This window comes from Hahella ganghwensis DSM 17046, from assembly GCF_000376785.1.
GTDB classification, from domain to species: domain Bacteria; phylum Pseudomonadota; class Gammaproteobacteria; order Pseudomonadales; family Oleiphilaceae; genus Hahella; species Hahella ganghwensis.
The window spans coordinates 114,714-137,550 of the sequence record NZ_AQXX01000143.1; the positions used below are offsets into that span (position 1 = coordinate 114,714).

The window sequence follows — 22,837 nt, forward strand, 5'->3', positions numbered from 1 at the left end:
CATTCAATAGTTTAATGAGAAGTATGGCCAGTCAGCCCTCGAATATTCTGATCGTCGGCCCTTCCTGGGTTGGTGATATGGTCATGGCGCAGAGTCTGTTCAAAGTGCTCAGGCGCCAGCACCCCACGGCTCAAATTGATGTATTGGCGCCTGCCTGGAGTCGTCCGATTCTGCAGGCTATGCCGGAAGTCAGGCAGCCGATTGATATGCCTGTCGGGCATGGAAAAATTATGCTTTCTGCCCGCAGGGCATTGGCGAAGCAGTTGCGAGAAAATCAGTATGACTGGGCAATCGTGTTGCCTAACTCCCTGAAGTCCGCCTTGGTGCCATGGTTGGCAAAAATTCCCAGGCGAACTGGTTGGCGCGGTGAAATGCGTTATGGTTTGCTTAATGATATCCGGAAGCTGGACAAGCAGGCTTTGCCACTTATGGTGGAACGCTTTGTTGCGTTGGCGTATCCAGATGGTCAAGCTGATCTACTGAATATTCCCCATCCTTCTTTAGAAGTGCCACAGGAGAGTTTGAGTGAAGCTCGCTCGAAGTTCTCGCTATCTTCTCATGCCTATGTTTTGGGGCTGTGTCCGGGAGCCGAGTTTGGCGCTGCCAAGCAATGGCCTTCAGAGCATTATGCGGAAGTTGCCAGAGGTTGTTTGAAAAAAGGTGGGGAGGTCTGGCTGTTTGGTTCGGCCAATGATAAAGCTACCTGTCAGCAAATAGTCAATGCGATATCCAGTGAAGATGGAGTGGTCAGGGATTTTTCGGGACAAACCTCCCTGCAGGAAGCGGTTGCCCTGTTATCGCTGACTTCTCAGGTGGTCTCCAATGACTCGGGATTAATGCATGTAGCTGCCGCTCTGGGACGACCTCTGGTGGCTGTATACGGTTCTACATCTCCAGGATTTACTCCTCCGCTTACTCAGCATGCTGAATTGGTAAGGCTCGGGCTCGACTGCAGTCCTTGTTTTGAAAGGACTTGTCCATATGGTCACTATAAGTGTTTAAGAGAGCTCGGCCCTGAAATGGTGATTAATGCGTTGGAAAGACTGCCCTCTAATACAGGTCTATCCATAAATGAGTCTACCGCCAGAGATTAATCGTGCGAATTCTCCTGATTAAAATGTCATCCCTTGGTGATGTGATTCATACCCTGCCTGCTGTCACCGATGCTAAATCAGTTTATCCCTCTCTGGTAATTGATTGGGTTGTGGAGGAAGGGGTGGCTGAAATTCCACAATGGCACCCTGGCGTTGATGACGTTATTCCTGTTGCGTTGCGAAGATGGAAAAAACAACCTCGCCAAGCTTTGCATTCTGGCGAATGGGCGTCCTTCAAATCTCGGCTGGCAGCTCGTGACTATGATCTGGTGATAGATGCCCAAGGTCTGTTAAAAAGTGCGATCCTAGGGCTTTGGGTTAACGCCCCGATGGTTGGTTATGATGCCCGCTCCATTCGGGAGCCTGCTGCGGCGCTGTTATATGGTAAAAGGTTTGCCGTGTCCAGGCGGATGCATGCTGTTGAAAGAATTCGCGAATTATTCGCATTATCCCTCGGCTATTCTTTGGATGTATTGCCTTTAAACTATGGATTCTCTGTTAATCCAATGCCAGTAGACAGGCCTTACGTGGTTTTTCTACATGGAACCACTTGGTCGACCAAGCACTGGCCTGAAAAAAACTGGCGTGACCTTGCTATACGTTGCGCTCAGGCTGGTTTGGGAGTGCGAGTTGTCTGGGGGAACGAAGAAGAAAGATTAAGGGCTGAGAGGCTTGGAGAGGTTTCTGGCGTTGAGGTCATGCCAAAAATGAGCCTGAAGGAAGTCGCAGGCGTACTGCAGGGGGCCAAGGCTGTGGTTTCGGTTGATACAGGGTTGGGGCATCTGGCGGCGGCGCTCGATCGTCCACTGGTAGCGTTATACGGGCCAACCAGTGCTGAATTGACCGGAATATATGGGCCACAACAGATATCCTTATCGGGCCAGTACCATTGTGCGCCTTGTATGAAGCGGCAGTGTCGCTACGATATTCTGGCACAGACCCGGCAGGGGATTGATCCTCCTTGTTGGCAGAATCTTTCCGTCAGTTATGTCTGGTCTACACTCAAATCCTGTCTCTAATGTTTCCCGACAGGTAGACCGTTCAGAGTCTTTTCGTAGCTATTCAGCATCCCTTCCATCATCCGTTCAAAGGTCATTTCCTTGTGGGCATGCCGCTCTGCATGGTCTCTGATCTTTTGACTCAGTTCAGAGTCATTCAATAATCTCAAGCAGGCATCTGCTAAAGCCTTAGGATCTTCGGGTGGGCAAAGTAGCCCGGTCTTTTCATGTTGAATCATTTCCGGCAGGCCTCCCACGCGAGTTGCAACGACATTGTTTCCCATGAGAAAGGCCTGTGAGACGAGACGCGTCTGAGCTTCTGTGCCTACTGAGCAAATCATGATGATATCGCTGAAAGCCTGATATTTCTCTATCTCACTATGGAACCCGAGGAACTTGATGCGATCCTGGTGCTTTGATTGTCCCAGATAGCTAGTCACCTCTGCTTCATAGTCTCTGGTGTCCGGGGTTGACTCGCCAATTTGCAGAAAGGTGACGTCAGGGCACTGTGCAGCAATCAGTTCACAGGCTTTGACGAAGAATAGTTGCCCCTTGTCATGACGGATCATGCCGATATTGGCTATAACCCGATGGTGTTCGGGAATCCCTAAAGACGCTTTGAGTGCACTGCTATCAATACCTTTATGGTATCTGCCGGCATCAACGCCTGCACGAGCAGTATAAAGGTTTTCCGGGGTGGCCAAGCCCAATTCAAGAATCATCTCACCCACTCGGTCGGCAGTGGTGATAATGCCGTGGTTGCCTGTCTTCCAGATCAAGCGGTGAAGCGTGGTGTCTTTGATCGGAGTGGTGACATGGCGGGAGCGAATTACCTTAACCTTCGAAAACCATCTGGCAAACATGGCATAGGCGGCATCCCGGTTACTGTGTGCATCAATCAGGTCCAGTTGATTTTGATTGATGAAGTCCAGTAATTGGCGAATGATTTTAGGATTGGCTGATCCACGAAACTCGATCACATGATGAGGCAGGTTACGTTTCCGGGCCTCCTCTAAAATGGCCGAACCGCTTCGGGCGAGAATCCAGCAGGTATGTCCATGTTCATTCAGCCACTGGGTCTGTTCAATAATTCGAAGTTCCTGCCCGCCCCAGTTCAGGCTGCTTTCCAAATGCGCAATTCTCATATCAGGCTATACGTCGGTAAAATAGTCGGGCATTATACCAAACCTGTTGGATAAGCCTAACTGTCATAAGGTATGGCGCGGCTCTGATGTATTGAGAAGGCAGGTGAAATGCCGAAACTGAGTGTGACAATCATTACGCTTAATGAAGCGAAGCGAATCCGTGAATGCATAGCGTCGGTAAGTTTTGCTGATGAAGTATTGGTGGTGGATTCTGGTAGTAGTGATGATACTACGGAGATTGCCAGAGCGGCAGGAGCAAGAGTTATAGAAGAGCCCTGGCGTGGTTTTGGTCCGCAGAAGCAATTTGCTGTTGATCAGGCGCAAAATGATTGGGTTTTATGTCTGGATGCTGACGAGCGCCCCAGTCCTGAACTGGCTGCGGAAATTTGTCAAATCATGCAGCAGCCGATGTTTAAAGCTTATACAATGCCGCGTTGTAATACCTTTCTTGGCCGCTGGTTGAGGCATGGGGAGGGCTATCCCGACCTTAGTCTCAGACTTTTTGATCGACGCAATGCTGTCTGGTCTAAAGACCCTGTTCATGAGAAGGTTGAAACCGAATCTGAAATCGGCCAACTAAAGGCTGATCTCATGCATTTTTCTGAAGATGGTATCAATGCGTACCTGGCCAAGCAGAATCGCTATACCAGCCTTCAGGCTGAGCAGATGCACACCAGGGGGAAGGATTTTTCTGTTGGACAGATGATATTCAGTCCATTATTCAGGTTTTTTAAATTCTATATTCTTCGGCGCGGTTTTCAGGATGGTATCCCAGGCTTAATACATATACTGATCGGCTGTATGAACAGCTTTCTAAAGTACGCCAAGCTTTATGAGTTGAAGCGTTAATTCAATATTTTCCGAAAACTGCAATAGATAGATTGAGCAAAGAAGTGACATGTCTGATCTGAGTATCTGTTTTTATACCGACGTTTTTTTTCCATCGGTTGGTGGAGCGCAAACGGTGCTTCATCATCTGGCAATTGAATGCCAGAAATTGGGCCACAAGGTGGTGGTTTTGGCTCCCGCTCCAAAGAAAACCACCCATGATGACAGCCAGTATCCCTATGATATTGTTCGTTTCAAGCCGCCGCGCTCGAAAAAGTTTGGTAATCGGTTGAAGTTGCTGGACCTGTATAAAGTTTATCGGAAGTATCGGTTTAACGTACTACATTGTCATGCCTCTTATCCTCAGACATTTGTTGCGAGAGAATTTCGGCGTTTTGTCAATACGGCTGTTATATGCCGGCCACACGGTAGCGATATTGTTCCCGGCGGTGGTATCCGTCGCAGTCCATATGCCACTAAGAGAATGATCAAGGGAACGACGGTTGTAGATGAGTTTGTCGCCCAATGTCAGTTTATGGCGGATATCATGGTGGACTTTGGCATCCCGCAGGAAAAAATATCCATTATTAACAATGGAGTAGACATTCGAGAGTATCAGTCTATTGCACCATTCCAGTCAGAAAGGCCCTATGCAGTCAGTGTTGCGAATCTGATTCACCGGAAAGGTTTCGATGTGATGATTGACGCTTTTGCCAAGGTTGGCCGGAAGGATATCGATTTTCATATCGTAGGGCACGGTAGCGAGTTGCCGGACCTTAAAGCCCTGGCCAAAAAGCTGGGTGTGGAAGAACAGGTAATATTTCACGGTGCACAGTTCGGAGACAAAAAGATTGCCCTGTTACGAGGCGCAAAAGTTTTTTTGTCGGCTTCCCGAAAAGAGCCCTATTCGAATGCGTTACTGGAAGCCATGGCTTCGGGCTTACCTGTGATCTCAAGCGCAGTTGATGGCAGTCTTGAGATGATCCAGCCAGGGGTGAATGGATGGCTGTTTCCCAGTGAAGACAGTGATGCAATGGCAGCTTTGATTGGCGATGTATTCGGTAACCCTGATCTCCTCCAAAAGACCGTAGAATCAACTTCCGAGTATATTGCACGTCATGACTGGCCATTAGTGGCGCAACACTATATTGATATGTATCGAAAGATCTGTCGTCAACGAGGACTGGTTCGCTAATTCTCCTAATAACGTGTTTAGCTCTCTATCCCATATACCAAAAGATTTCTCATTTTGACTGATCGCGCCATGTTTCAGAATACGTCTCTCAGCAACCTCACACGATCACTGCCTCTGTGGGGGTATGTAGAGTTCTTTTTTCTTCTTGCCTGTATCCTGGGGACTCCTTTGCAAGAGGGGTTGAGAAATACCGGGCTTTTTGCGTTTATGCTTGTCTGGTGTATCAATCGAGTCAGATTCAAAGATCTTAAAATGTTATGGGATAGATTTGACATTATCTTTCTGCTGTTTATCTGTGCGATGCTCCTGACCCAACTCTCCGTTTATTTCCTGGACGGAATATCAACCAAAGTCTCGCATGTTCTTCGCTATTTGGTTCTGGGTTGGATGATACGATATTCCCGTTTCCTGCCCTGGCAGTATTGGATTATTTTGGGAGTCGGTGTGTTTTCGACTCTTTTAGGGATAGCTTGGAGCTGGCCACAATACCTATCGAGTCATCAATTTATAGATTTGGATTTACCTAATATCCAGCATGTAAATCATGCATCTTTATATGTATTGATTGTGCTTCAAATCATGCTGTCGAGTGTTGTCTATCTGATATTGAGATCACGTTATCTGGCATCTGTTCTGATGTTGATTGTGGCAATATTGCCTCTAATCTGGCTGATGGCTGCCAGTAGTAGGGCTGCTGTTGGCGTGGCGCTGTTGTCGATCGGATTATGTGTACTGGTACTGTCATTGAAGAACCGATTGCAGGCGATAATTTTTGTTATAGGGATGATAAGTCTTGGGTCGGTTGTTCTGATTAACTACTCTGGAGCAATAAGCAAGCAGGCTGCCTGGAGTAGTGCCTTTGAAGGAAAAATGTCGCCCAGGGAGCGAATCTGGAATACTGCGTTTGAAAGCTACTCTTATGCCCCATACTTAGGGCGCGGTTATGATCAGTATAAACAGTTGACAAAGGAGCATGTAAAAAAACTGGTGGAAGGTAAAGGTGAAAAGTTTGAAGTTCACCAGTTCTATTTCACCGGACATGCTCACAATGTCTACATCACCTGGCTTATTGAACACGGTGCCGTCGGGTTAATAATATTGGTGAGCTTTTTTGCTGTTTGGTTGTCATGTTTATGGAAAGATTTTCATCGTCTGAAGCAGGATTACTTTCTGGCCTGGTGGTGGACTTGCGCTGCGAATGTGTTGCTTACTCTGTCAGTAGCTGGACTCGTAACCACTACCATGCGCAGGGATACGGCGTTTATAGCGTTAGTGGTGTTTGGTTTGTATGCCGGTTATTCAAGGCTGGGATCCCAAGCTGAAAGAAACGACAGTAAAGCACTTTTTAACGAGGGTTAAGTGCCAGGGAGAATGCTTTTTATAAACTGATGTGTCTTTTCTGCATGAACTTGGAGGTCGAAGAGCTTTTGCGCTTTCGCCCTTATTAATTCGTTATCAAAGTCTTTGCTGAGTGCTGATCGAATTAGTAGTGCCTTTTCCTTTGGTGAGCCTGGTAAATTCAAGCCATTTTCGTAGTCGGTTACGATATCTTGCAGTCCCAGACCGGCATTTACAAATGCCGGTCTACCGCACCAAAGTGCTTCCAATACCACATTTGGTAGTCCTTCCCTTTCTGAAAAGCACCAAACCGATTGGCATTGGCCTATTTGTGAGGCAACATCACGGACGAACTCTGTACGAAATTCAACGCGATTTTCCAGCCCCAATTGAGCTACCAGTTCCCGGAGACTGGCTACATAGTCCCGATCCTGTTGGCCAATAACAGGTCCTGCGAGTATCAGCCGTTCTGTATCTGGTAAGTGGGAAAGTGTGCGGATAGCTACTTCCTGACCTTTTCTTTTCGAGAAGCGTCCCAATAATAGGTGGGGTAGAGTTGGTATTAAGTCTGCCCCCTTGACCCCATCAGTATTTAAGGTAACTGGGTTTGGTCGAAGAAAAATTGGCTGACTGTTGGAGATCTGCTGAAAAAATGCCTTTAGTCTAGAAGTTAAAGCAATATATCCGGATGCTTTGCGTAAAGGATAGTTAAACACTTTGTTTTTAAAACGAGTAAGCGTATCTTCTGGCGGATCAATGGATAGTTCGAATATATAGGGGCGCCTCAAGAATATAGCTGCCCAAGCGCTACACATAGTAATTTTGCTAATGCCAACGCAATGAACAATGTCTATCTGATGATAACGAATGTGTCTCATGCAGGCCAGAATAGTAGGTAGCTTTTTTCCCTCTTTGATTCTTGACACATTGGTGTCGTCATTTATGTCAGTTGATAAGCGGACATGATGTGACAGGACTTTCCAGGTAAAAGTCCCCCCTTTTGCTTTGTCAGACCGTTCGATTGTCGAGTAGGTCTCCCGGATTCTTTTTCCTGCACCACTGTGGTCTGGGGGATAGGCGCCAATCGTAACGAGTAACCTCAATGGTCTGATTCCTTTTATGATCTACAGTGCTTGAATCTGTTTTGCAAACTCTTCTACAAGCTTTTTATTATTCAGGGCTCTATCAACCAGTGCCTGCTCCAGATTAATTCGGGTATCTGAAAGCTCGTGGAAGCGGGTAAATTGACTCTCTATATTACTCTTTGTCCAACGGTTGTATGGCAGACAGAAGGATTCGTATCCTGCCTGACGATAGAACCTTAATGTCTTATCGTGATAAGGGAATGACATGACAGGAGTTCCTCTTGCTAGAGAGAGTATACCGACATGTAACTTGGTCGTTATTGCCAGATGCGCGACATCTATAAGCCCGATTAACGATTCGATTGATTCGTAATGGCTGGTAACAAAGCGGCCTGTATTACCAAATGTTTTTTCGTAGAAAGCTTCGGTGTCCCTTGCCCCCTGAGTGCCACTTTGGTCTGTTGCGGCTATAAACAAGTACCTGTCATCGTTCATCAATTGCTTTATCGAATCAATAATGTGTGCGGCACCAGGGATATTCATAGCTTTCTGAGTAAGGTGGAGCAGGACGATTTTCTTGTCTCCTGCCTGCTGACTCCAGTGTTCACCTATTCTATTAGCTTCATCTGAAAGAGTAGTGTTCGTCATGCTTAGGGCAGAGTCTGCTGTTTCGATAATATTCCCAAAGTAGCCATAACTCTTTAGGAAACGAATACTCTCAGTATCACGCAACGAGCGTTGCTTAGCCTTGTAAAAAAGAATTAATGAGCCGATACGAGCTATTGGATTGGTGATGGGCCCATAACCAGGCGCGATGATCGCGACAGGTTTCTTTTTCAGTATGGCCTTAATACCGGGGAAGATAATGTTTTTTGCCAGCCGACGCCCCCATCTCATGCGGGCTTTAAATCTCCCCGGAGGTTCTCCAAAATATCCGCCCCCAACATAAATTACGGCATCCGCTTCTGAATAGTCTCCAATGGCATCTATCTGCATCTGTTTGGCAACCACTTCAGACGCACCTGGACAAATTACTCTAAGCTGACATTCTTTCAGCCATTGTGTGAAGATCCGGCCTAAAAGGACGTCTCCAAAATTATCCAGGTCAAGTCTTCCAATTATGGCAACGGTTTTGGGCATAATACTATTCCATTGATCTTTGTATTCATGGCTCGTGCAGCGCGCGGTATGTTATCAGAAACGCTATGGATAAAAACTATCTGCTCGGGAAGTTACTGGCGAGTTTGAGTTGCTTTTTGAAGCTGCGAGAGCGATGTGTCCAGTATCAATAACTGTAAAGCCTGCTCTGCAAATCTATTTTCACCGGCCTGATATCGAGAACACATCTCGTCAATGGGCTGGGCAAGCACTTGTCCTTGGGTGAGTTCTGTCAACCGACTTCCCAGCCCGTCAAAGCGTTCTTTCAGGTCTACCCTGAGCCAATGATTTAACGGTGGATTAAAGCCTTTTTTCTTTTGTTTAAGCGGGTTATTTTCTCCGAGCTCTGCACATACGGGTGCGAAGATATTTTTTGCTGGATCAGTGAAACGCTCTACATCTTTCAAGGACAGAACCGACTCATAAAATGCATGATCAATCAGTGGTGACCGACCTTCAAGGCCGTGAGCCATAGTCATTAAATCAGCTTTACGAAGAATGTACTCTGCCAGATAGTTATCTCTATCGATTTCCAGCAAGGCCTTGAGTGGATCAGGATCTTTGCTCGGGAAGTTACGCCAGTAGACTGGCTGTACTTTCGTGGACTGACTCTGCACAGCCAAGCGTTGATTGATAGATAGCCCGGAAAATCTGAGGCCGTATGCCTGCTGCCAGCTCATCGCACATTCGGCCAGAATTTTGGCGCTTCCTTTTCCGTCAAGGGAGGGCTTGATAGGTAAGAATGGAAGATGAATATGGCGGCGAAACGCAGAGCGCACATGTTTTGGGTAGCGCTTGTAACCGCCAAAAAGCTCATCTCCGCCGTCACCATTCAGAACGACTTTCACGCTATGACTGGCTTCCCTCGACAAATACCAGAGAGGGAACCCCGAAGGATCTGCGAAAGGTTCGTCAAAGTCCTGGACAATCTGGTCAAAATCTTCAGCAATGGTTGTGGGAATGTTGACAGCTGTGTGAGGTAGTCCAATCTGACGGGCAATTTTTTCAGCCTGAATGCTTTCATCCATATCCGAGCCAGGGAAAGCGGCTGTAAATGCATGGATGTTGTGATACCCCTGTGCCGCCAGTCTGGTTGATACGACGGTTGAGTCGATGCCGCCACTCAGAAACACTCCCACAGGTCTGTCCGCAACGGTACGGATGCGTATTGCTTCGTCCAGCACCTCCATGAGAGGTCTGTCGCTTTTAGCCGGTGTCCAATAGGGGCGCTTGTCCAGTTGACGCGTGTGGATATCGAATGTCAGCAAATGGCCACTTTCCAGTCGGTTTACCTTGCTGTAGATGGTCATTGGGGCGGGAATATAACGATGGGCCAGATAGGCATCAATGGCAGCGGGGGAGAACTGTAAATCCTGTGTTGGTAGCAGAGGTGTAATGGCCCGGACCAGTGAGGAGAAAGCGAAGTCTTTGCCGTTGTAGTAGTACACAAGAGGCTTCAGGCCAAAGCGGTCTCTGGCGGAGTAGATTTTTCCATGGCGAAGATCAACAATCGTAAAAGCAAACATTCCCCGGAGATGTTGAAGAAGGCCTTCAATTCCCCATTTCAGGTAAGCCTGCAACAGGAACTCTGTGTCTGAATGGGTTTTGAAATTGGCGCCATCGGCAATCAGTTTGTCCCGATAACGTTGCCAGTCGTACACTTCTCCGTTGTAACATAGCCAGACCTGCCGGTCGTCAGAACACATCGGTTGATTGGCTTCACTGCGAGTATCCATAATCGCCAGCCGGGTATGAATGAGGGTATTACAGATGCCTGACTCTTGCGCGGTGATTTGCCATTGATCATTCCATCGTTGTTGGCCGACAGCATCCGGCCCGCGACGAGCCAGAAATTGCTGGGCTTGGTCGATCTGTTGGGCGTTTAACGGGCGTTGGCCGAAATATCCTGCAATTCCACACATAGGGGTTACTCGTTCTCTGAGTTCCGGGTGATAAGGTCTCGGTAAAGTTGTACCAGCTTATCAATCATTAGGCTTTGTTCGAATTCAAGGCTTCGCTGTCGTGAATAAAGCCCCATTTCCTGGCATTTTTCATGCGAAACCAGTTTGGCCACTGCTCGGGCCAAGCCTTCATAGTTCAGTGCATCACACACCCAGCCATTCTCGTCTTCTGTGACCAGCTCTGCACCGCCACATTTGTGACTGGTGATAATGGGTAAAGCAAAGGCCAGAGCTTCAAAAATGACATTTGGAAAGGGGTCGTATAGCGTTGGCAGAATAAGGGCGTCAGCAGCACAGTACCAGGGGATGACATCCTGTTGAACGCCAAGCCAGTGCACCCTGTCAGCGATGCCCAGTGCGTGAGCCTCTTCCTGGTATTGGGTTTGATGCTTGTCGTTACCGACGACGATTAGGTGGGCTGACGATGAGCCCCCGGCGATGGCTCGGAGAGCGCCTTTGAGGCCTTTACGCTCAAAACCGGACCCTACAAAGATAGTCGCAATGGCAGAGGGGGGAATGCCAAGTTTGTTTCTGGCTTCATCTCTGTGAGAGTCTCTCAGAGTCGGGTCAAATTTGCGTGTATTGATGCCGTTATAGATAACATGAAGCTTTTCTGGATCTATGGCGAAGGTGTTTCTGATTTCTTGCTTTACCATCTCAGAGTTGCATATGACGGCTTTCAGTCTTGGGCTTTCGAACAGCTTTTTTTCTGCATTGCACACATATCGATGGTAAGGGCTTAGATCCAACCATTTGGCTCGTAATGGTGAGAGAATGCGTTTGCGCTGCTCCAACCACATTCGATGGACGCCATCTCCCGCGCGAAAAATATCGCAGCAGGTAAGGCGTTCGTGAGATTGCACAAGATCAAATTCGTGTTGGGAAATCAGCCGGCAAGCCTCTTCGGCAAAGCGCTTTTCTCTGGAGATTCTGCTCCACTTGGCGGGGTTGCAAGTGATAATCTGATAGTCACCTTCTCCAGACCATTGACGGGTGATAACAGAGATTTCCAGATCATGTTGGGAGAGTCCTTCCAAAGCCCTGGAGATAAAACGCTCTGCACCACCATCCGGGCGATATTTCTGGCGAATGATCGCCAACCTGCTCGTCATGACAGTAGGGCCTCAGCTGCTGAGACAGCTTGCTCTACGGTAATGGATGACAGGCACTCGCTCTTGCGTCCATCACCACATCCCGCCAGGTCACAAGGTCGGCAGGAATGAGACGATGACAGAATAATGTGTCTGTTCATCCAGGGACCCCATTCAAGTTCATTACTGGGGCCAAAAAAGGTCAGGCAGGGGGTATTGGTGGCTGAGGCAATATGCATGGGAACGGAATCCACGCCAACCAACAGCTTCGTTTGCTGTATAACAACCATCAGTTCCTTCAGACTTAATTTGCCTGCGAGGTTAAGAAGAGGGACCTTCACCTTTTCCAGGATCCGCGAGACCATATTCATTTCGGCTTCATCGGGCGCGGCCGTCAATACGATCTTATGACCTCGCCTGTGTAACTCATTGATCAGCTCGGCAACAGAGTTCTCATCCCAGCTTTTGAACAACCAGCGTGAAGTGGGATGAAAGTGGATGTAACCCTGGGATTGCAGATCGGCTTCCTGGAGTATGGATTCCACCCGGTCTTCCGCGGCCTTGCCTGGAACCACCAGCATGCGTTTCTGTTCCTGGGTTGGATACACGCCCAGGCGACGAAAGGCATCAAGGTGCTTTTCAACCATATGGCGTTTTTTGAAATTCACCGGGTAGTTGTAAGTGAAGGTGCGCTTCCAGAATTGGCCTGGGCGCATGGGGTGAACCTGAGTAACGGAGACCGGTGGGCGTAACAGCCTGACCAGAGTCAGTCCTCGCCAGTGATCTGTCATGTGGAACATGACATCGTAATTTTGTTGTTTAAGCCGTTTGATTAACGCCCATTCTTCGCGGATTTGTTGCCGCAGTCCGAGTCGTTTCCAGTTTCGATCAATAAAATGCAGCTGGTTTATATGTGGATGATCCTGCAGCATTGGCAGTGTATCCTTATACACCAACGCATCCACTTCCAGGTGCGGGAACTGTTCTTTTAGGACTGTGAACATGGGGGAGGTGATCAGCACATCTCCATGGTGTCTGAGTTTAATGATCAGTACACGTTTAACCTGGCTAAAGTCCACACCGTCGGTAACAAATTCATTGGAAGCTGACATGGGTATCTTCGTTCCCTGCAATAGAGATTGATCGCTTTACGGATTAGTTATTTTCCACCGTACAGGTGATGATCTTTGCCTTCAGGCTGAGACTTAAATCGCTTATGCATCCACAAATACTGGTCGGGATGGCGCCGAACTTCATTTTCAATAATCTTATTGGTTGTGGTTGCATCACTGATATCGTCGCCACTGGGGTAGTTTTCCAAAGCCTTCCCGAAATAGACGTCATACCCACCTTCGTCATTTCTGAAATGACTAAAAGGAACAACAGCGGCGCCGGTTTTTTTGGCAATGCGCGCCGTCGCGGTAATCGTCGCGGCGGGTACACCGAAGAATGGTGCAAAAACGCTTCCGCGTTTTCCATAGTCCTGGTCGGTAGCATACCAGATAGTCCCACCCGATTTCAGAAGCCTGATCAGCCCTCTGAGATCGTCCTTACTGAGCAGGGACTCACAAAAACGCAGACGTCTGCGGGTCATCACAAGATTAAACAGAGGGTTGTCATGATCTCTCTGCATACTGGCTGCAGTTGAGTAAAGGTTAAACAGAGCCCCGCCCAGATCGAGCGTGCTGTAATGGCCTCCCAGAAGAATGACCCCTTTGCCCCGGCTTTGAGCTTCCTGTAAATCTTCGAGTCCGTAAGCTTTGGTAATTGGCCTGAAGCGTTCCGGCCCCGAAAACCACGCGGAGGCCGCTTCAAAAAATCCGATCGCATTGCTGATGAACGTTTTTTTAACCAGCGATTGCTGTTCACTGGAAGTCAGGTCTGGAAAACACAGTCGAATATTTACCTCGGCGACATGCCGGCGACGTGGAATGCAGTAGTAAGCAAGCATTCCGAGTCCGCTGCCAAGTGCGTGCTGAAGGTTAAGGGGGAGTCTGGCTATTAGCCACAGGCAGGCGATTCCTAACCAGGTTGGCCAGTACTTGGGGTGGAGAAAATCTGAATAGCGCAGCTTTCCCGCACTGTTGCTGGACGATATGCTTGATTGGGGCTGAGAGGTTTCTGACACTTCTAATGGATCCGCCAAAATCCCGATATTCTACCCGTATTGTGGTGTTGGCATCCAGTCTGGTTGCGGTGGCGATGCTTTTCCTGGCGGGTGTCCGGCGTCAACAGTGCATGGTAATATGGCTCCGGTTTAACCTGCCGAAATCTCTCACGGGCATTGTTTCTGTGTGAAAGTAGAGTCGGTGTAAGAGATGTTTCGATAAAACAGAGATTGATTTGATGCAAGTTCAGGTACCTCCTTTTCAAAATGCACGGGTGTTGGTGGTCGGTGATGTCATGCTTGACCGTTATTGGTATGGGTCTACCTCGCGTATTTCGCCGGAAGCACCAGTGCCTGTCGTGAAGGTCGGGCAGATTGAAGACCGGCCAGGGGGCGCAGCCAACGTTGCATTGAATATTGCTGCCCTCGGGAGCGCAGCGGTGCTGTCCGGACTCACCGGTCAGGACGAAGCAGCGGATTCATTGGCAAAACGGCTTGAATCAGCAGGGATACTGGCTGACTTTTATCGCCACGACACTTTGCCGACGATTACCAAATTGAGGGTGATCAGTCGCCATCAGCAACTGATTCGAATGGACTTCGAAGAAAGCTTTGCCGGATGTGATCAGAAAGGTCTGGAAGCCAAGGTGCAGGCACAGATGAATCAGTCTGGTGCAATGATCCTGTCTGATTATGGCAAGGGGGCGCTGGCAGATCCGCAGCAATTTATCGCGATGGCCAGGAACGCAGGCATTCCTGTGTTGGTTGATCCAAAAGGAACTGACTTTGGAAAGTACCGCGGTGCTACATTGATGACACCTAATCTGGGTGAATTTGAAGCCATCGTCGGGTACTGCAAAAATGAAGATGAACTGGTTGAACGCGGGCAAAAGCTGATAGAGGAGTTATCCCTTGAAGCGTTATTGGTGACTCGCAGCGAGCATGGTATGACGCTGTTGCGTCGCGGAAAGCCGGAACTGCATTTTCCTGCCTATGCCAAAGAAGTATTTGATGTCACTGGTGCCGGAGACACGGTTATCTCGACGCTCGCAGCTGCTTTGGCAGCCGGGAGTTCGCTGGATGATGCTGTCGCACTGGCGAATATTGCCGCCAGTATTGTAGTAGGAAAACTGGGTACCGCGACGGTCAGTGGACCGGAGTTGCGGCGGGCGACTCAACAACTGCAGGGCGCCGGTCACGGTGTTATGACCGAAGAGCAGCTTCGCTATGCACTTGAAGATGCCCGGGCGCATGGCGAGAAGATTGTCTTCACAAATGGATGTTTCGATATTATTCATGCAGGGCATGTCGGGTATCTGGAGCAGGCCAGGAAGCTCGGAGATCGTCTCGTCGTTGCCATAAATAGTGACGAGTCCGTTAAACGCCTCAAAGGAGAGGCGCGTCCGATCAACGCCTTGGATCGTCGCATGGCGGTGCTAGCCGGTCTGGAAGCTGTGGATTGGGTGACCTGGTATGAAGATGACACTCCTGAAAGACTACTGGAAACCTTAAAGCCGGATATTCTGGTAAAAGGCGGTGATTACTCCAAGGAAGAAGTCGTCGGATGGGAGATCGTTGAAAGCTATGGTGGTAAGGTAGAGGCGCTGGATTTTCTCGATAACTGTTCCACAACTGCGATTGTGGAAAAGATAAAAAAGCAGTCCTAGAAGAAGTATCGTTTTCGCCCTAGAGCCTGTTATCTCTCAAACTCGTCAACTGTTGTCGGGCTAGGAGTAAAAAGGGAGTTCTTTTTGAACTCCCCATGAGCTTAACTGAAACAGTTAGCCTTTGTTGTACGCTTCTACAGAATCGGTGATGGCCTTGCGGGCTTCATCGCTGCCTGCCCAACCTTCAACTTTTACCCACTTACCTGGTTCAAGGTCTTTGTAGTTCTCAAAGAAGTGCTCAATCTGTTTAATCAGCAATTCAGGGAGATCACCTGGCTCATTTACATTGTTGTAAAGTGGGGTGAGCTTGGAGTGGGGGACTGCCAGGAGTTTGTAGTCTTCACCTGCCTCGTCGGTCATTTTTAGGACGCCAACAGGGCGGCAGCGGATGACTGCGCCTGCCTGAATGGAGTAAGGAGCCACAACCAGAACGTCCAGTGGGTCGCCGTCATCAGACAGAGTGTGGGGAATGAAGCCATAGTTGGCCGGGTAGAACATCGGAGTTGCCATAAAGCGATCAACGACCACAGCCCCTGAGTCTTTGTCGATCTCATATTTGATTGGGCTGCTTTGGGCGGGGATTTCGATGACGCAGTTAAAGTCTTCAGGCAGGTCTTTACCGGCTGAAATATGTTCAAAGTTCATAATGTCCGATTTCCATTGAGTTCAAATTCGTGGCCACAAATTATAGGCAGTTTAAATCCGCAACTCCATGGCAGTGTCATAACTAGTTATACGAAGGTGGCTTCAGACGACTCTTCGATAAGGAATGAAATCATTCTAGAGACCAATTTGTCGGGCGATAATTTCCTTCATAATCTCCGTTGTGCCACCACCGATGGATAGAATTCGGGCATCCCGATAAAGTCTCTCGACAACGGACTCCCGCATATAGCCCATACCGCCGAACACCTGTACAGCCTCATAGGTGACCATGTCCGCCGTGTCGGTCGCAAAGTTCTTGGCCATGGAGACTTCCTTGATCGGATTTTTTCCGGCTTGGGTCAATTCAGCTGCATGATAGGTATATTGCCGCGAGATATCGATTTGTGAGGCCATATCCACCAGTTTGTGGCGAATTACCTGAAATTTGCCAATGGGGCGACCAAAAGCCTGCCGCTGTTTGACGTAGGCCAGTGCCTCTTCGTAAGCAATTTGTGCCGTCATGTAAGCCATGACAGACAGAGCCAGCCGTTCTTTGAGGAAGTTGTTCATGATGGCGATAAAGCCAGTATTCTCTGGTCCTATCAGGTTTGCAGCAGGGACTCGGCAGTCTTCAAAGAACAGTTCCGCAGTATCGCTTGCCCACCACCCCATTTTGTTGAGTTTGCGTCCGATATGAAATCCAGGCGTGCCTTTTTCCACCAATAAAAGGCTAATCCCGCCATGACCTTCTTTACCGGTGCGTACAGCAACGGTGTAATAGTCTGCTCTGACACCACTGGTAATAAAGGTTTTACTGCCGTTAACGATGTAGCAATCGCCCTCTTTAACCGCACGGGTCTTCAGGTTGGCGACATCAGATCCTCCATCAGGTTCGGTGATGGCGAGGGCAGCGATCTTTTCGCCTGAAAGGACTTCACTGATAACTTTGTCTTGTAGAGCAGGAGTTCCCCATTGTTCTAGAGGGGGAAGGGCGATATCCAGTGAGCCGAGGCTGGCAACGAATCCTCCAGAAGTCGACCGCATCAGCTCTTCACTGGCCGCCAGCTTCATAAAGATATCATCCGGCGCGGTGCCGCCCCATCGTTCAGGATGTCCAATACCGAGAATGCCTGCCTGGCCAGCTAGTTGATAAATCTCCCGGGGAAACTCATTGTTTTCTTCCCATTCCTGGATGTGAGGGAGTACATGGCGTTTGATAAACTTGCGGACTGTGGCGCGAACCATGTCATGGGTATCATTGAAAGGGGTCATGTGCACACTTCTTTATTATTTTGATTTCAGGTTCTGGGCTCAGAATAAAACTTATTTTACACCCAAGCAAGCGCTTGGTTTGGTTGTGAAATGCTTTTTAAGGAAGCAAGGAAGCAAGGAAGCAAGGAAGCAAGGAAGCAAGGAAGCAAGGAAGCAAGGAAGCAAGGAAGCAAGGAAGCAAGGAAGCAAGGAAGCAAGGAAGCAAGGAAGCGGCAGATAGACTGCCGCTTCAGGAAGAGTTGCGATCAGGCGTCGTTTTTGATGGTTTTGACGCCTTCGCTGGTGCCGAGAAGCAAAACGTCTGCAGGCCGCTGAGCAAACAGGCCGTTTGTCACTACACCGGTTATCTGGTTGATCTGGTTTTCCAGTTTCCTGGGTTCCATGATGCGTAGATTGAATACATCGAGGATTATGTTGCCGTTATCCGTGACACAGCCTTCGCGATAAACTGGATCACCACCCAGTTTTACCAGCTCCCGGGCGACATAGCTGCGGGCCATGGGGATAACTTCGATAGGCAGAGGAAAGCTCCCCAGTACATCAACCCACTTGGACTCGTCGGCAATGCAGATAAAGGTCTTTGCGTTGGCGGCAACGATCTTTTCCCGAGTCAAGGCAGCGCCTCCACCTTTGATCAGCTCCAGTTGATGGTTTGACTCGTCTGCCCCATCGATATAGAACTCAAATCCGGCAATCGAGTTAAGATCATACACAGGAATGCCGTGCTTTTTCAGCCGCTCAGCAGAGGCGTCAGAACTGGCGACAGCACCATCAAAATGATTCTTCAGCTCGGCCAGTGCATCGATGAAATAATTGGCCGTGGAGCCGGTGCCTATCCCCAGGACAGTGTCGTTGTTCAGATGTGGTTTGATGTAATCGATGGCTGCTGCGGCCACCGCCTGTTTTAGTTGATCTTGATTCATCGCTCTGCCCCCCAGGTTAAATGCGGGCATTATAATGGTTTGAGGGGAGCGCATACACCGCCAAGGGCATCTGGAAGTGAATATTATCTGTCTGATCACTTTATCTGAGCGGGATTAACGGAGAATCTGTGTCTTACTGTAGACGATCACTGCTTATTCTGGATATTATTTGGGCCCTTTCACCCAACAGTTTCTGACGTACGCTATGCCCCACAGATATATAAAAAAAATTCTGGATGCCAAGGTCTATGACGTGGCGATTGAAACTCCGCTTGAAGATGCTCATCTTCTGAGTCATCGCTTTCACAATCATGTGATGTTAAAGCGAGAGGATCTTCAGCCTGTCTTTTCTTTCAAGTTGCGAGGTGCTTATAACAAGCTCGCGCAGTTATCTGAGGCGCAAAAGGCGACAGGCGTGATAGCCGCCTCTGCCGGAAATCACGCCCAGGGGCTGGCTCTTGCGGCCAAGAAGTTGGGAATCAAGGCAACCATCGTCATGCCTCAGACCACCCCGGAGATCAAAGTGAACTCCGTCAAGGCCAAGGGCGCCAAGGTGGTGCTGAAAGGGGATGCCTTTGATGAAGCAGCAGCACATGCTGCCAAGCTGGTAGAAGAGAAAGGGTATGTCTATATCCCACCGTTTGATGACGAAGATGTCATTGCCGGCCAGGGAACTGTTGGCATGGAGATCATGTGGCAGCACACCTCGCCCATTCACGCGGTATTCGTGCCTGTTGGTGGTGGCGGACTGATTGCGGGAGTCGCCGCCTATATCAAATATTTGCGTCCGGACGTCAAAGTAATCGGTGTGGAGCCGGAAGATTCAGATTGTCTGAATGCGGCCCTGAAGGCCGGACGCCGCGCCAAACTGAAAGAAGTGGGAATATTTGCCGATGGCGTCGCAGTTCGTCAAATCGGAAAGCTGCCCTGGGACATCTGTAAAGATCATGTGGATGAAGTTATCACCGTATCTACTGATGAAATTTGTGCGGCAATCAAGGATGTTTTCGAGGATACGCGTTCAATTGCTGAACCGGCAGGAGCGCTTTCTGTTGCGGGGCTGAAAAAATATGTTGGCCGTGAACATATCCAGGATGAGAATCTGGTGGCCATCGTCAGTGGCGCCAACATGAACTTCGATCGTCTCGGATATATCACGGAGAGAACCGAGGTTGGTGAGGAGCGAGAGGCCATTCTGGCAGTTAAGATTCCAGAACGGCCAGGCAGTTTCAAGCGATTTATTCAGGCTCTTAGCAAACGGAATATCACGGAGTTCAACTACCGTTATTCTAATCCCGAAGAAGCGCAGATATTTGTGGGTGTTCAGATCCGGGAAGGGGAATTTGAGCGGCAGGAGTTGGTTGAGGCACTGGAGAAGCATGATCTCCCTGTACTGGATCTCACGGATAATGAGATGGCGAAGATGCATATTCGCCATATGGTAGGTGGTCATTCCCCCAATCTAAGTAATGAAAAAGTGTTTCGTTTTGAGTTTCCTGAGCGTCCAGGTTCTTTGATGAAGTTTCTAATGTCGCTGGGGGCTCGTTGGAATATTTCCATGTTCCACTACCGTAATCATGGTGCGGCCTATAGTCGTGTGCTGATGGGGGCGCAGGTGGAAGACAAGGATTTGAAAGAATTTAAGCAGATGCTGGATAAGGTTGGCTTCCGTTATTGGGAGGAAACCGATAACCCGGCGTACCGTCTGTTTTTAGGGGCATAAAAGGCCCTCAAAAATTTGTCAATAAAAAGTACACATGTTTAGCAATCTTTTCTATACTTGATTGTTAAGACTTTAGTGTAGTCGTCTGATAACTATAAATATTGCACAAGCAATAGCCAAGATGTTGCGGTATCAACAAGAGCACAAAGCAATAGAGGCTCAAAGCTAGTGTCTAACTGGGTTGACTCTGATTAGGCATATAGCTGAAAACAGAAATAGTTAGGGGGAAAAATGAAGCGCAAGCCTGACGTTATGGTCACGCTTGTGGTTGTGTTCTGTCTGGGGTTGGTGATCAGTGGTTTCACTACCTTCGGATACAACCAGGAGCGAGACAATGCTCCACTGGTATCATCTATTACAGGTGATGCTCAGGAAGCCAATTAGACGTCTATCCGCCAATGCCTGAATGGCAATCAGAAGCCCGGACTGCAAAGTATCCGGGCTTTTGTCGTTTTAGGGCTTAGGTCAATCCTTTTTTGGTAAACCGGTAGAAGGCTTTGTCTGTTGCCACTCCATGCAGTGCTATGTCCCAGGGTTCGCTGGGAAGCTGCGACAACTGTTGGAAATCATGTGCCAATCCAACCAGTTTGGGCTTTTTAATCCGGGTTCTGTCCGGTGCAAAGGTCCGGTCATAGTAACCTCCGCCCATCCCCAGCCGGTTTCCCTGTTTATCAAAAGCGACCAATGGAAAGCAAATAACATTGAGTGCCCATGCCGGCGTTCGGGAGGTGGTTCTTGGATCAGGCTCAAAGATGCCGTATTTGTTCTTGCGTAAGCGAGTGTTGGCATCCAGTTTAAGGAACCATAAGCGATTGTGGTGAATTGGATGGAGGACCGGCAGATAGATCTGATGATGGCGGTCTGCCACTCGTTTCAGCCATACAGCGGGCGATATTTCGCCATCGTTGGCAAAGTATAGAGCCCAACGCTTTTGAAATCTCAGGTGGTGGCGTTCGATTTGGCGGGCAAGGTTGAGGGACGCTTGCTTTTGTTGCTGTGCTGTCAGTTGACGGCGCATCTGGCGCATCTGGCGACGAATGGAGGTTTTGTTCACAGGCGCCAAAGCGGTTTGTTGCATAGTAAAAACTCCCCGGAAGTGCCGCTGTCAGAAACGGCCCTTGAACCCTGTGGTTCAAGGAGGTGGCCTCTGTGATGAATTAGGCTTTCCCATCGCGTGGGACTTGCTCACATCACCCGCAGGCGGCCGCCATAAATAAAATTCATCGGCTCGAGGACGCAACCAACTGGCCAACACTCTAGGGAGTCGGCCGGTAGTATAACGAATCCTTCAGCAAATTAAGATGGGGTAAACCCAAATAAGTTTTATTTTTTTGTTAGCAAATGAAAGGTTACAGATCAGGAAAGGCTTTTCAGAGCAGTATCAATCTTGTTCTGAAGTGCTTCAAGGCTTGAATCAAACTGAGTTGTCTTCTCTCCTTCCTGCAGCAGGTCGTGAGTTAGATTTAACGCTGCCATAACAGCGATTCTCTCAGTACCGTAGACTTTGCCTGAAGCGCGAATCTCTTTCATTTTTTTATCCAACACTCTGGCTGCCTGTTCCAATTGTGCCTGGGCCTCTGTGGGGCAGGCGACCAGATATTCTTTCTCCAGGATGTTAACGCTTACGGTGTTGGGAGGGTTGCTCATTAACGTTGCTCCAATGCTTTCAGGCGACTGATCATTGCTTCAATTTTGGATCGGGCCAGGTCGTTCTTTTGTAAGAGTTGCATGCGTTCCTGCTGCCATTCCTCCTGAAGTTGTCTCAGGGCATGGTTATCAGCTTCCAATTGTTTGCACTTATTAATAAGGCGGTCAATTTTGTCGCTTAGTTGCTGCAGTTGGGACACTTCCATCAGGGGTTCCATTAAGAATTCTAACTACTTGAATTAACTATAAGAGAGGGGGCAAGGCCGGTCAATGTCGCGAGGCCATTCTCTTTTCCAGGATATCAGTTTAGCTGATGGCCGGGCTATTCGTGGAAGCTCTATAGTCGCTCATGATAGGATTGCAGGTGGTTTTAAATTTGAGGAATTGTATTCATGTCACAACCCTATCATGCGCTACAGCAATTACTGGATAAGATTAATGCCGAGGTGTCACCGGCCTCGGTGCACGGGTTGTGGTGTGGTCGTTTTGCTGCGGGAGATAAGCCTGACAGTCGTGACTGGTGGGAATACACCATCCGTATGGCGGGGGTGGAGCAGAATGTTGAAGCGAATATGCAGACGGCGTTTCAGGCGGTTGCCAGCTTTGCCGAGGCTAATCTTCATCAGGATAACTTCAGTTTCGAGCCTTGGCTTCCATCTGACAGTGCCGAGTGCACTCTTCGGGTTGCGGCACTGGCCGACTGGTGCCGGGGCTTTATAGAGGGGCTGATATCTGTAAAAGGGCCGGAAATGATGGAAAAGTCTCCGGAAGTGAAGGAAATGTTGCAGGATTTACTGGCAATCGGAGAGGTAGATTCAGAGGTCTCCGGGACTGATGAGGATGAGAAGCAACTGTTGGAGCTTTCAGAGTTTGTCAAAGTCGCGGCATTGAATCTCTATCACGAACTGGGAATTGGCCCGGCTGCCGGAGTGGCGCAAAAAGGCTCCACACTGCACTAGC

22 protein-coding genes and 1 other RNA gene are annotated in these 22,837 nt (G+C 48.8%); 9 read left to right on the plus strand and 14 right to left on the minus strand.

Annotated elements, in window-relative coordinates; translation table 11 throughout:
* Positions 1–23 precede the first annotated feature (23 nt).
* Positions 24–1,094, plus strand: coding sequence for a lipopolysaccharide heptosyltransferase II (waaF, locus tag F566_RS0129555; protein WP_020410672.1), 1,071 nt, complete (start codon positions 24–26; stop codon positions 1,092–1,094).
* 2 nt (positions 1,095–1,096) lie between these two features.
* Positions 1,097–2,113, plus strand: coding sequence for a lipopolysaccharide heptosyltransferase I (waaC, locus tag F566_RS34495; protein WP_020410673.1), 1,017 nt, complete (start codon positions 1,097–1,099; stop codon positions 2,111–2,113).
* Here the strand turns inward: waaC and F566_RS0129565 are convergent.
* Positions 2,110–3,237 (minus strand): glycosyltransferase family 4 protein, encoded by a 1,128-nt coding sequence (locus F566_RS0129565; protein ID WP_020410674.1) that lies wholly within the window; start codon positions 3,235–3,237, stop codon positions 2,110–2,112. The two genes, waaC and F566_RS0129565, sit on opposite strands and share 4 nt — an antisense overlap.
* 108 nt (positions 3,238–3,345) lie before the next feature.
* Between F566_RS0129565 and F566_RS0129570 the strand changes: the two genes are divergently transcribed.
* From F566_RS0129570 to F566_RS0129580, 3 genes are all read left to right on the plus strand, one after another.
* Complete coding sequence (locus tag F566_RS0129570; protein WP_020410675.1) at positions 3,346–4,086, plus strand: glycosyltransferase family 2 protein; 741 nt, start codon at positions 3,346–3,348, stop codon at positions 4,084–4,086.
* A 49-nt stretch (positions 4,087–4,135) separates the two neighbouring features.
* Positions 4,136–5,260, plus strand: coding sequence for a glycosyltransferase family 4 protein (locus F566_RS0129575; RefSeq protein ID WP_020410676.1), 1,125 nt, complete (start codon positions 4,136–4,138; stop codon positions 5,258–5,260).
* A 252-nt stretch (positions 5,261–5,512) separates the two neighbouring features.
* Positions 5,513–6,619: an O-antigen ligase family protein gene (locus F566_RS0129580; protein WP_245555330.1), complete on the plus strand. Its 1,107-nt coding sequence runs from the start codon at positions 5,513–5,515 to the stop codon at positions 6,617–6,619.
* Here the strand turns inward: F566_RS0129580 and F566_RS0129585 are convergent.
* The 6 genes from F566_RS0129585 to lpxL all read right to left on the minus strand — a co-directional run bounded on the left by F566_RS0129585 (position 6,616) and on the right by lpxL (position 14,021).
* Complete coding sequence (locus F566_RS0129585; protein ID WP_020410678.1) at positions 6,616–7,701, minus strand: glycosyltransferase family 4 protein; 1,086 nt, start codon at positions 7,699–7,701, stop codon at positions 6,616–6,618. The genes F566_RS0129580 and F566_RS0129585 overlap by 4 nt on opposite strands.
* A gap of 21 nt (positions 7,702–7,722) precedes the next feature.
* The gene (locus tag F566_RS0129590) at positions 7,723–8,823 is read right to left on the minus strand and encodes a polysaccharide pyruvyl transferase family protein (RefSeq protein WP_020410679.1); all 1,101 of its coding nucleotides are present in this window, start codon (positions 8,821–8,823) and stop codon (positions 7,723–7,725) included.
* 92 nt (positions 8,824–8,915) lie between these two features.
* On the minus strand, positions 8,916–10,763 hold the full coding sequence (asnB, locus tag F566_RS0129595) for an asparagine synthase (glutamine-hydrolyzing) (RefSeq protein ID WP_020410680.1): 1,848 nt from the start codon (positions 10,761–10,763) through the stop codon (positions 8,916–8,918).
* Positions 10,764–10,768: 5 nt separating this feature from the next.
* Positions 10,769–11,914: a glycosyltransferase family 4 protein gene (locus F566_RS0129600; RefSeq protein ID WP_020410681.1), complete on the minus strand. Its 1,146-nt coding sequence runs from the start codon at positions 11,912–11,914 to the stop codon at positions 10,769–10,771.
* Positions 11,911–13,005, minus strand: coding sequence for a putative lipopolysaccharide heptosyltransferase III (gene rfaQ, locus F566_RS0129605; RefSeq protein ID WP_020410682.1), 1,095 nt, complete (start codon positions 13,003–13,005; stop codon positions 11,911–11,913). The genes F566_RS0129600 and rfaQ overlap by 4 nt, the downstream gene beginning before the upstream one ends.
* A gap of 47 nt (positions 13,006–13,052) precedes the next feature.
* Positions 13,053–14,021 carry an LpxL/LpxP family Kdo(2)-lipid IV(A) lauroyl/palmitoleoyl acyltransferase gene (gene lpxL, locus F566_RS0129610; RefSeq protein ID WP_245555331.1) on the minus strand — a complete coding sequence of 323 codons (969 nt, stop codon included), beginning with the start codon at positions 14,019–14,021 and terminating at the stop codon, positions 13,053–13,055.
* A 218-nt stretch (positions 14,022–14,239) separates the two neighbouring features.
* Here lpxL and hldE point away from each other — a divergent pair, with 218 nt between their 5' ends.
* Positions 14,240–15,667 (plus strand): bifunctional D-glycero-beta-D-manno-heptose-7-phosphate kinase/D-glycero-beta-D-manno-heptose 1-phosphate adenylyltransferase HldE, encoded by a 1,428-nt coding sequence (hldE, locus tag F566_RS0129615; RefSeq protein ID WP_020410684.1) that lies wholly within the window; start codon positions 14,240–14,242, stop codon positions 15,665–15,667.
* Positions 15,668–15,781: 114 nt separating this feature from the next.
* Here the strand turns inward: hldE and ppa are convergent, their stop codons facing one another.
* From ppa to rpiA, 3 genes are all read right to left on the minus strand, one after another.
* A complete protein-coding gene (gene ppa, locus F566_RS0129620) occupies positions 15,782–16,312 on the minus strand; it encodes an inorganic diphosphatase (protein WP_020410685.1) in 531 nt (176 codons plus the stop codon).
* A gap of 135 nt (positions 16,313–16,447) precedes the next feature.
* Positions 16,448–17,584, minus strand: a complete 1,137-nt coding sequence (locus tag F566_RS0129625) for an acyl-CoA dehydrogenase family protein (protein ID WP_020410686.1) — start codon at positions 17,582–17,584, stop codon at positions 16,448–16,450.
* Between the two features lie 245 nt (positions 17,585–17,829).
* The gene (rpiA, locus tag F566_RS0129635) at positions 17,830–18,507 is read right to left on the minus strand and encodes a ribose-5-phosphate isomerase RpiA (RefSeq protein ID WP_020410688.1); all 678 of its coding nucleotides are present in this window, start codon (positions 18,505–18,507) and stop codon (positions 17,830–17,832) included.
* Between the two features lie 205 nt (positions 18,508–18,712).
* Between rpiA and ilvA the strand changes: the two genes are divergently transcribed.
* Together ilvA and F566_RS37090 are read left to right on the plus strand one after the other, a co-directional pair.
* Positions 18,713–20,230 carry a threonine ammonia-lyase, biosynthetic gene (gene ilvA / locus F566_RS0129640; protein ID WP_020410689.1) on the plus strand — a complete coding sequence of 506 codons (1,518 nt, stop codon included), beginning with the start codon at positions 18,713–18,715 and terminating at the stop codon, positions 20,228–20,230.
* A gap of 231 nt (positions 20,231–20,461) precedes the next feature.
* On the plus strand, positions 20,462–20,614 hold the full coding sequence (locus F566_RS37090) for a hypothetical protein (RefSeq protein ID WP_020410690.1): 153 nt from the start codon (positions 20,462–20,464) through the stop codon (positions 20,612–20,614).
* Between the two features lie 76 nt (positions 20,615–20,690).
* On the opposite strand, the gene F566_RS0129650 is transcribed toward F566_RS37090, so the two are convergent.
* The 4 genes from F566_RS0129650 to F566_RS0129660 all read right to left on the minus strand — a co-directional run bounded on the left by F566_RS0129650 (position 20,691) and on the right by F566_RS0129660 (position 22,083).
* A complete protein-coding gene (locus F566_RS0129650) occupies positions 20,691–21,308 on the minus strand; it encodes a 5-formyltetrahydrofolate cyclo-ligase (protein WP_020410691.1) in 618 nt (205 codons plus the stop codon).
* Positions 21,309–21,313: 5 nt separating this feature from the next.
* A non-coding RNA gene (gene ssrS / locus F566_RS36510) (6S RNA) lies at positions 21,314–21,496 on the minus strand.
* A gap of 90 nt (positions 21,497–21,586) precedes the next feature.
* Positions 21,587–21,877, minus strand: coding sequence for a cell division protein ZapA (locus F566_RS0129655; RefSeq protein WP_020410692.1), 291 nt, complete (start codon positions 21,875–21,877; stop codon positions 21,587–21,589).
* Positions 21,877–22,083 (minus strand): TIGR02449 family protein, encoded by a 207-nt coding sequence (locus tag F566_RS0129660; protein WP_020410693.1) that lies wholly within the window; start codon positions 22,081–22,083, stop codon positions 21,877–21,879. The genes F566_RS0129655 and F566_RS0129660 overlap by 1 nt, the downstream gene beginning before the upstream one ends.
* A 186-nt stretch (positions 22,084–22,269) precedes the next feature.
* Here F566_RS0129660 and F566_RS0129665 point away from each other — a divergent pair, with 186 nt between their 5' ends.
* Entirely contained in the window at positions 22,270–22,836 is a 567-nt protein-coding gene (locus F566_RS0129665) for a UPF0149 family protein (protein WP_020410694.1), read from the plus strand.
* Position 22,837 lies beyond the last annotated feature (1 nt).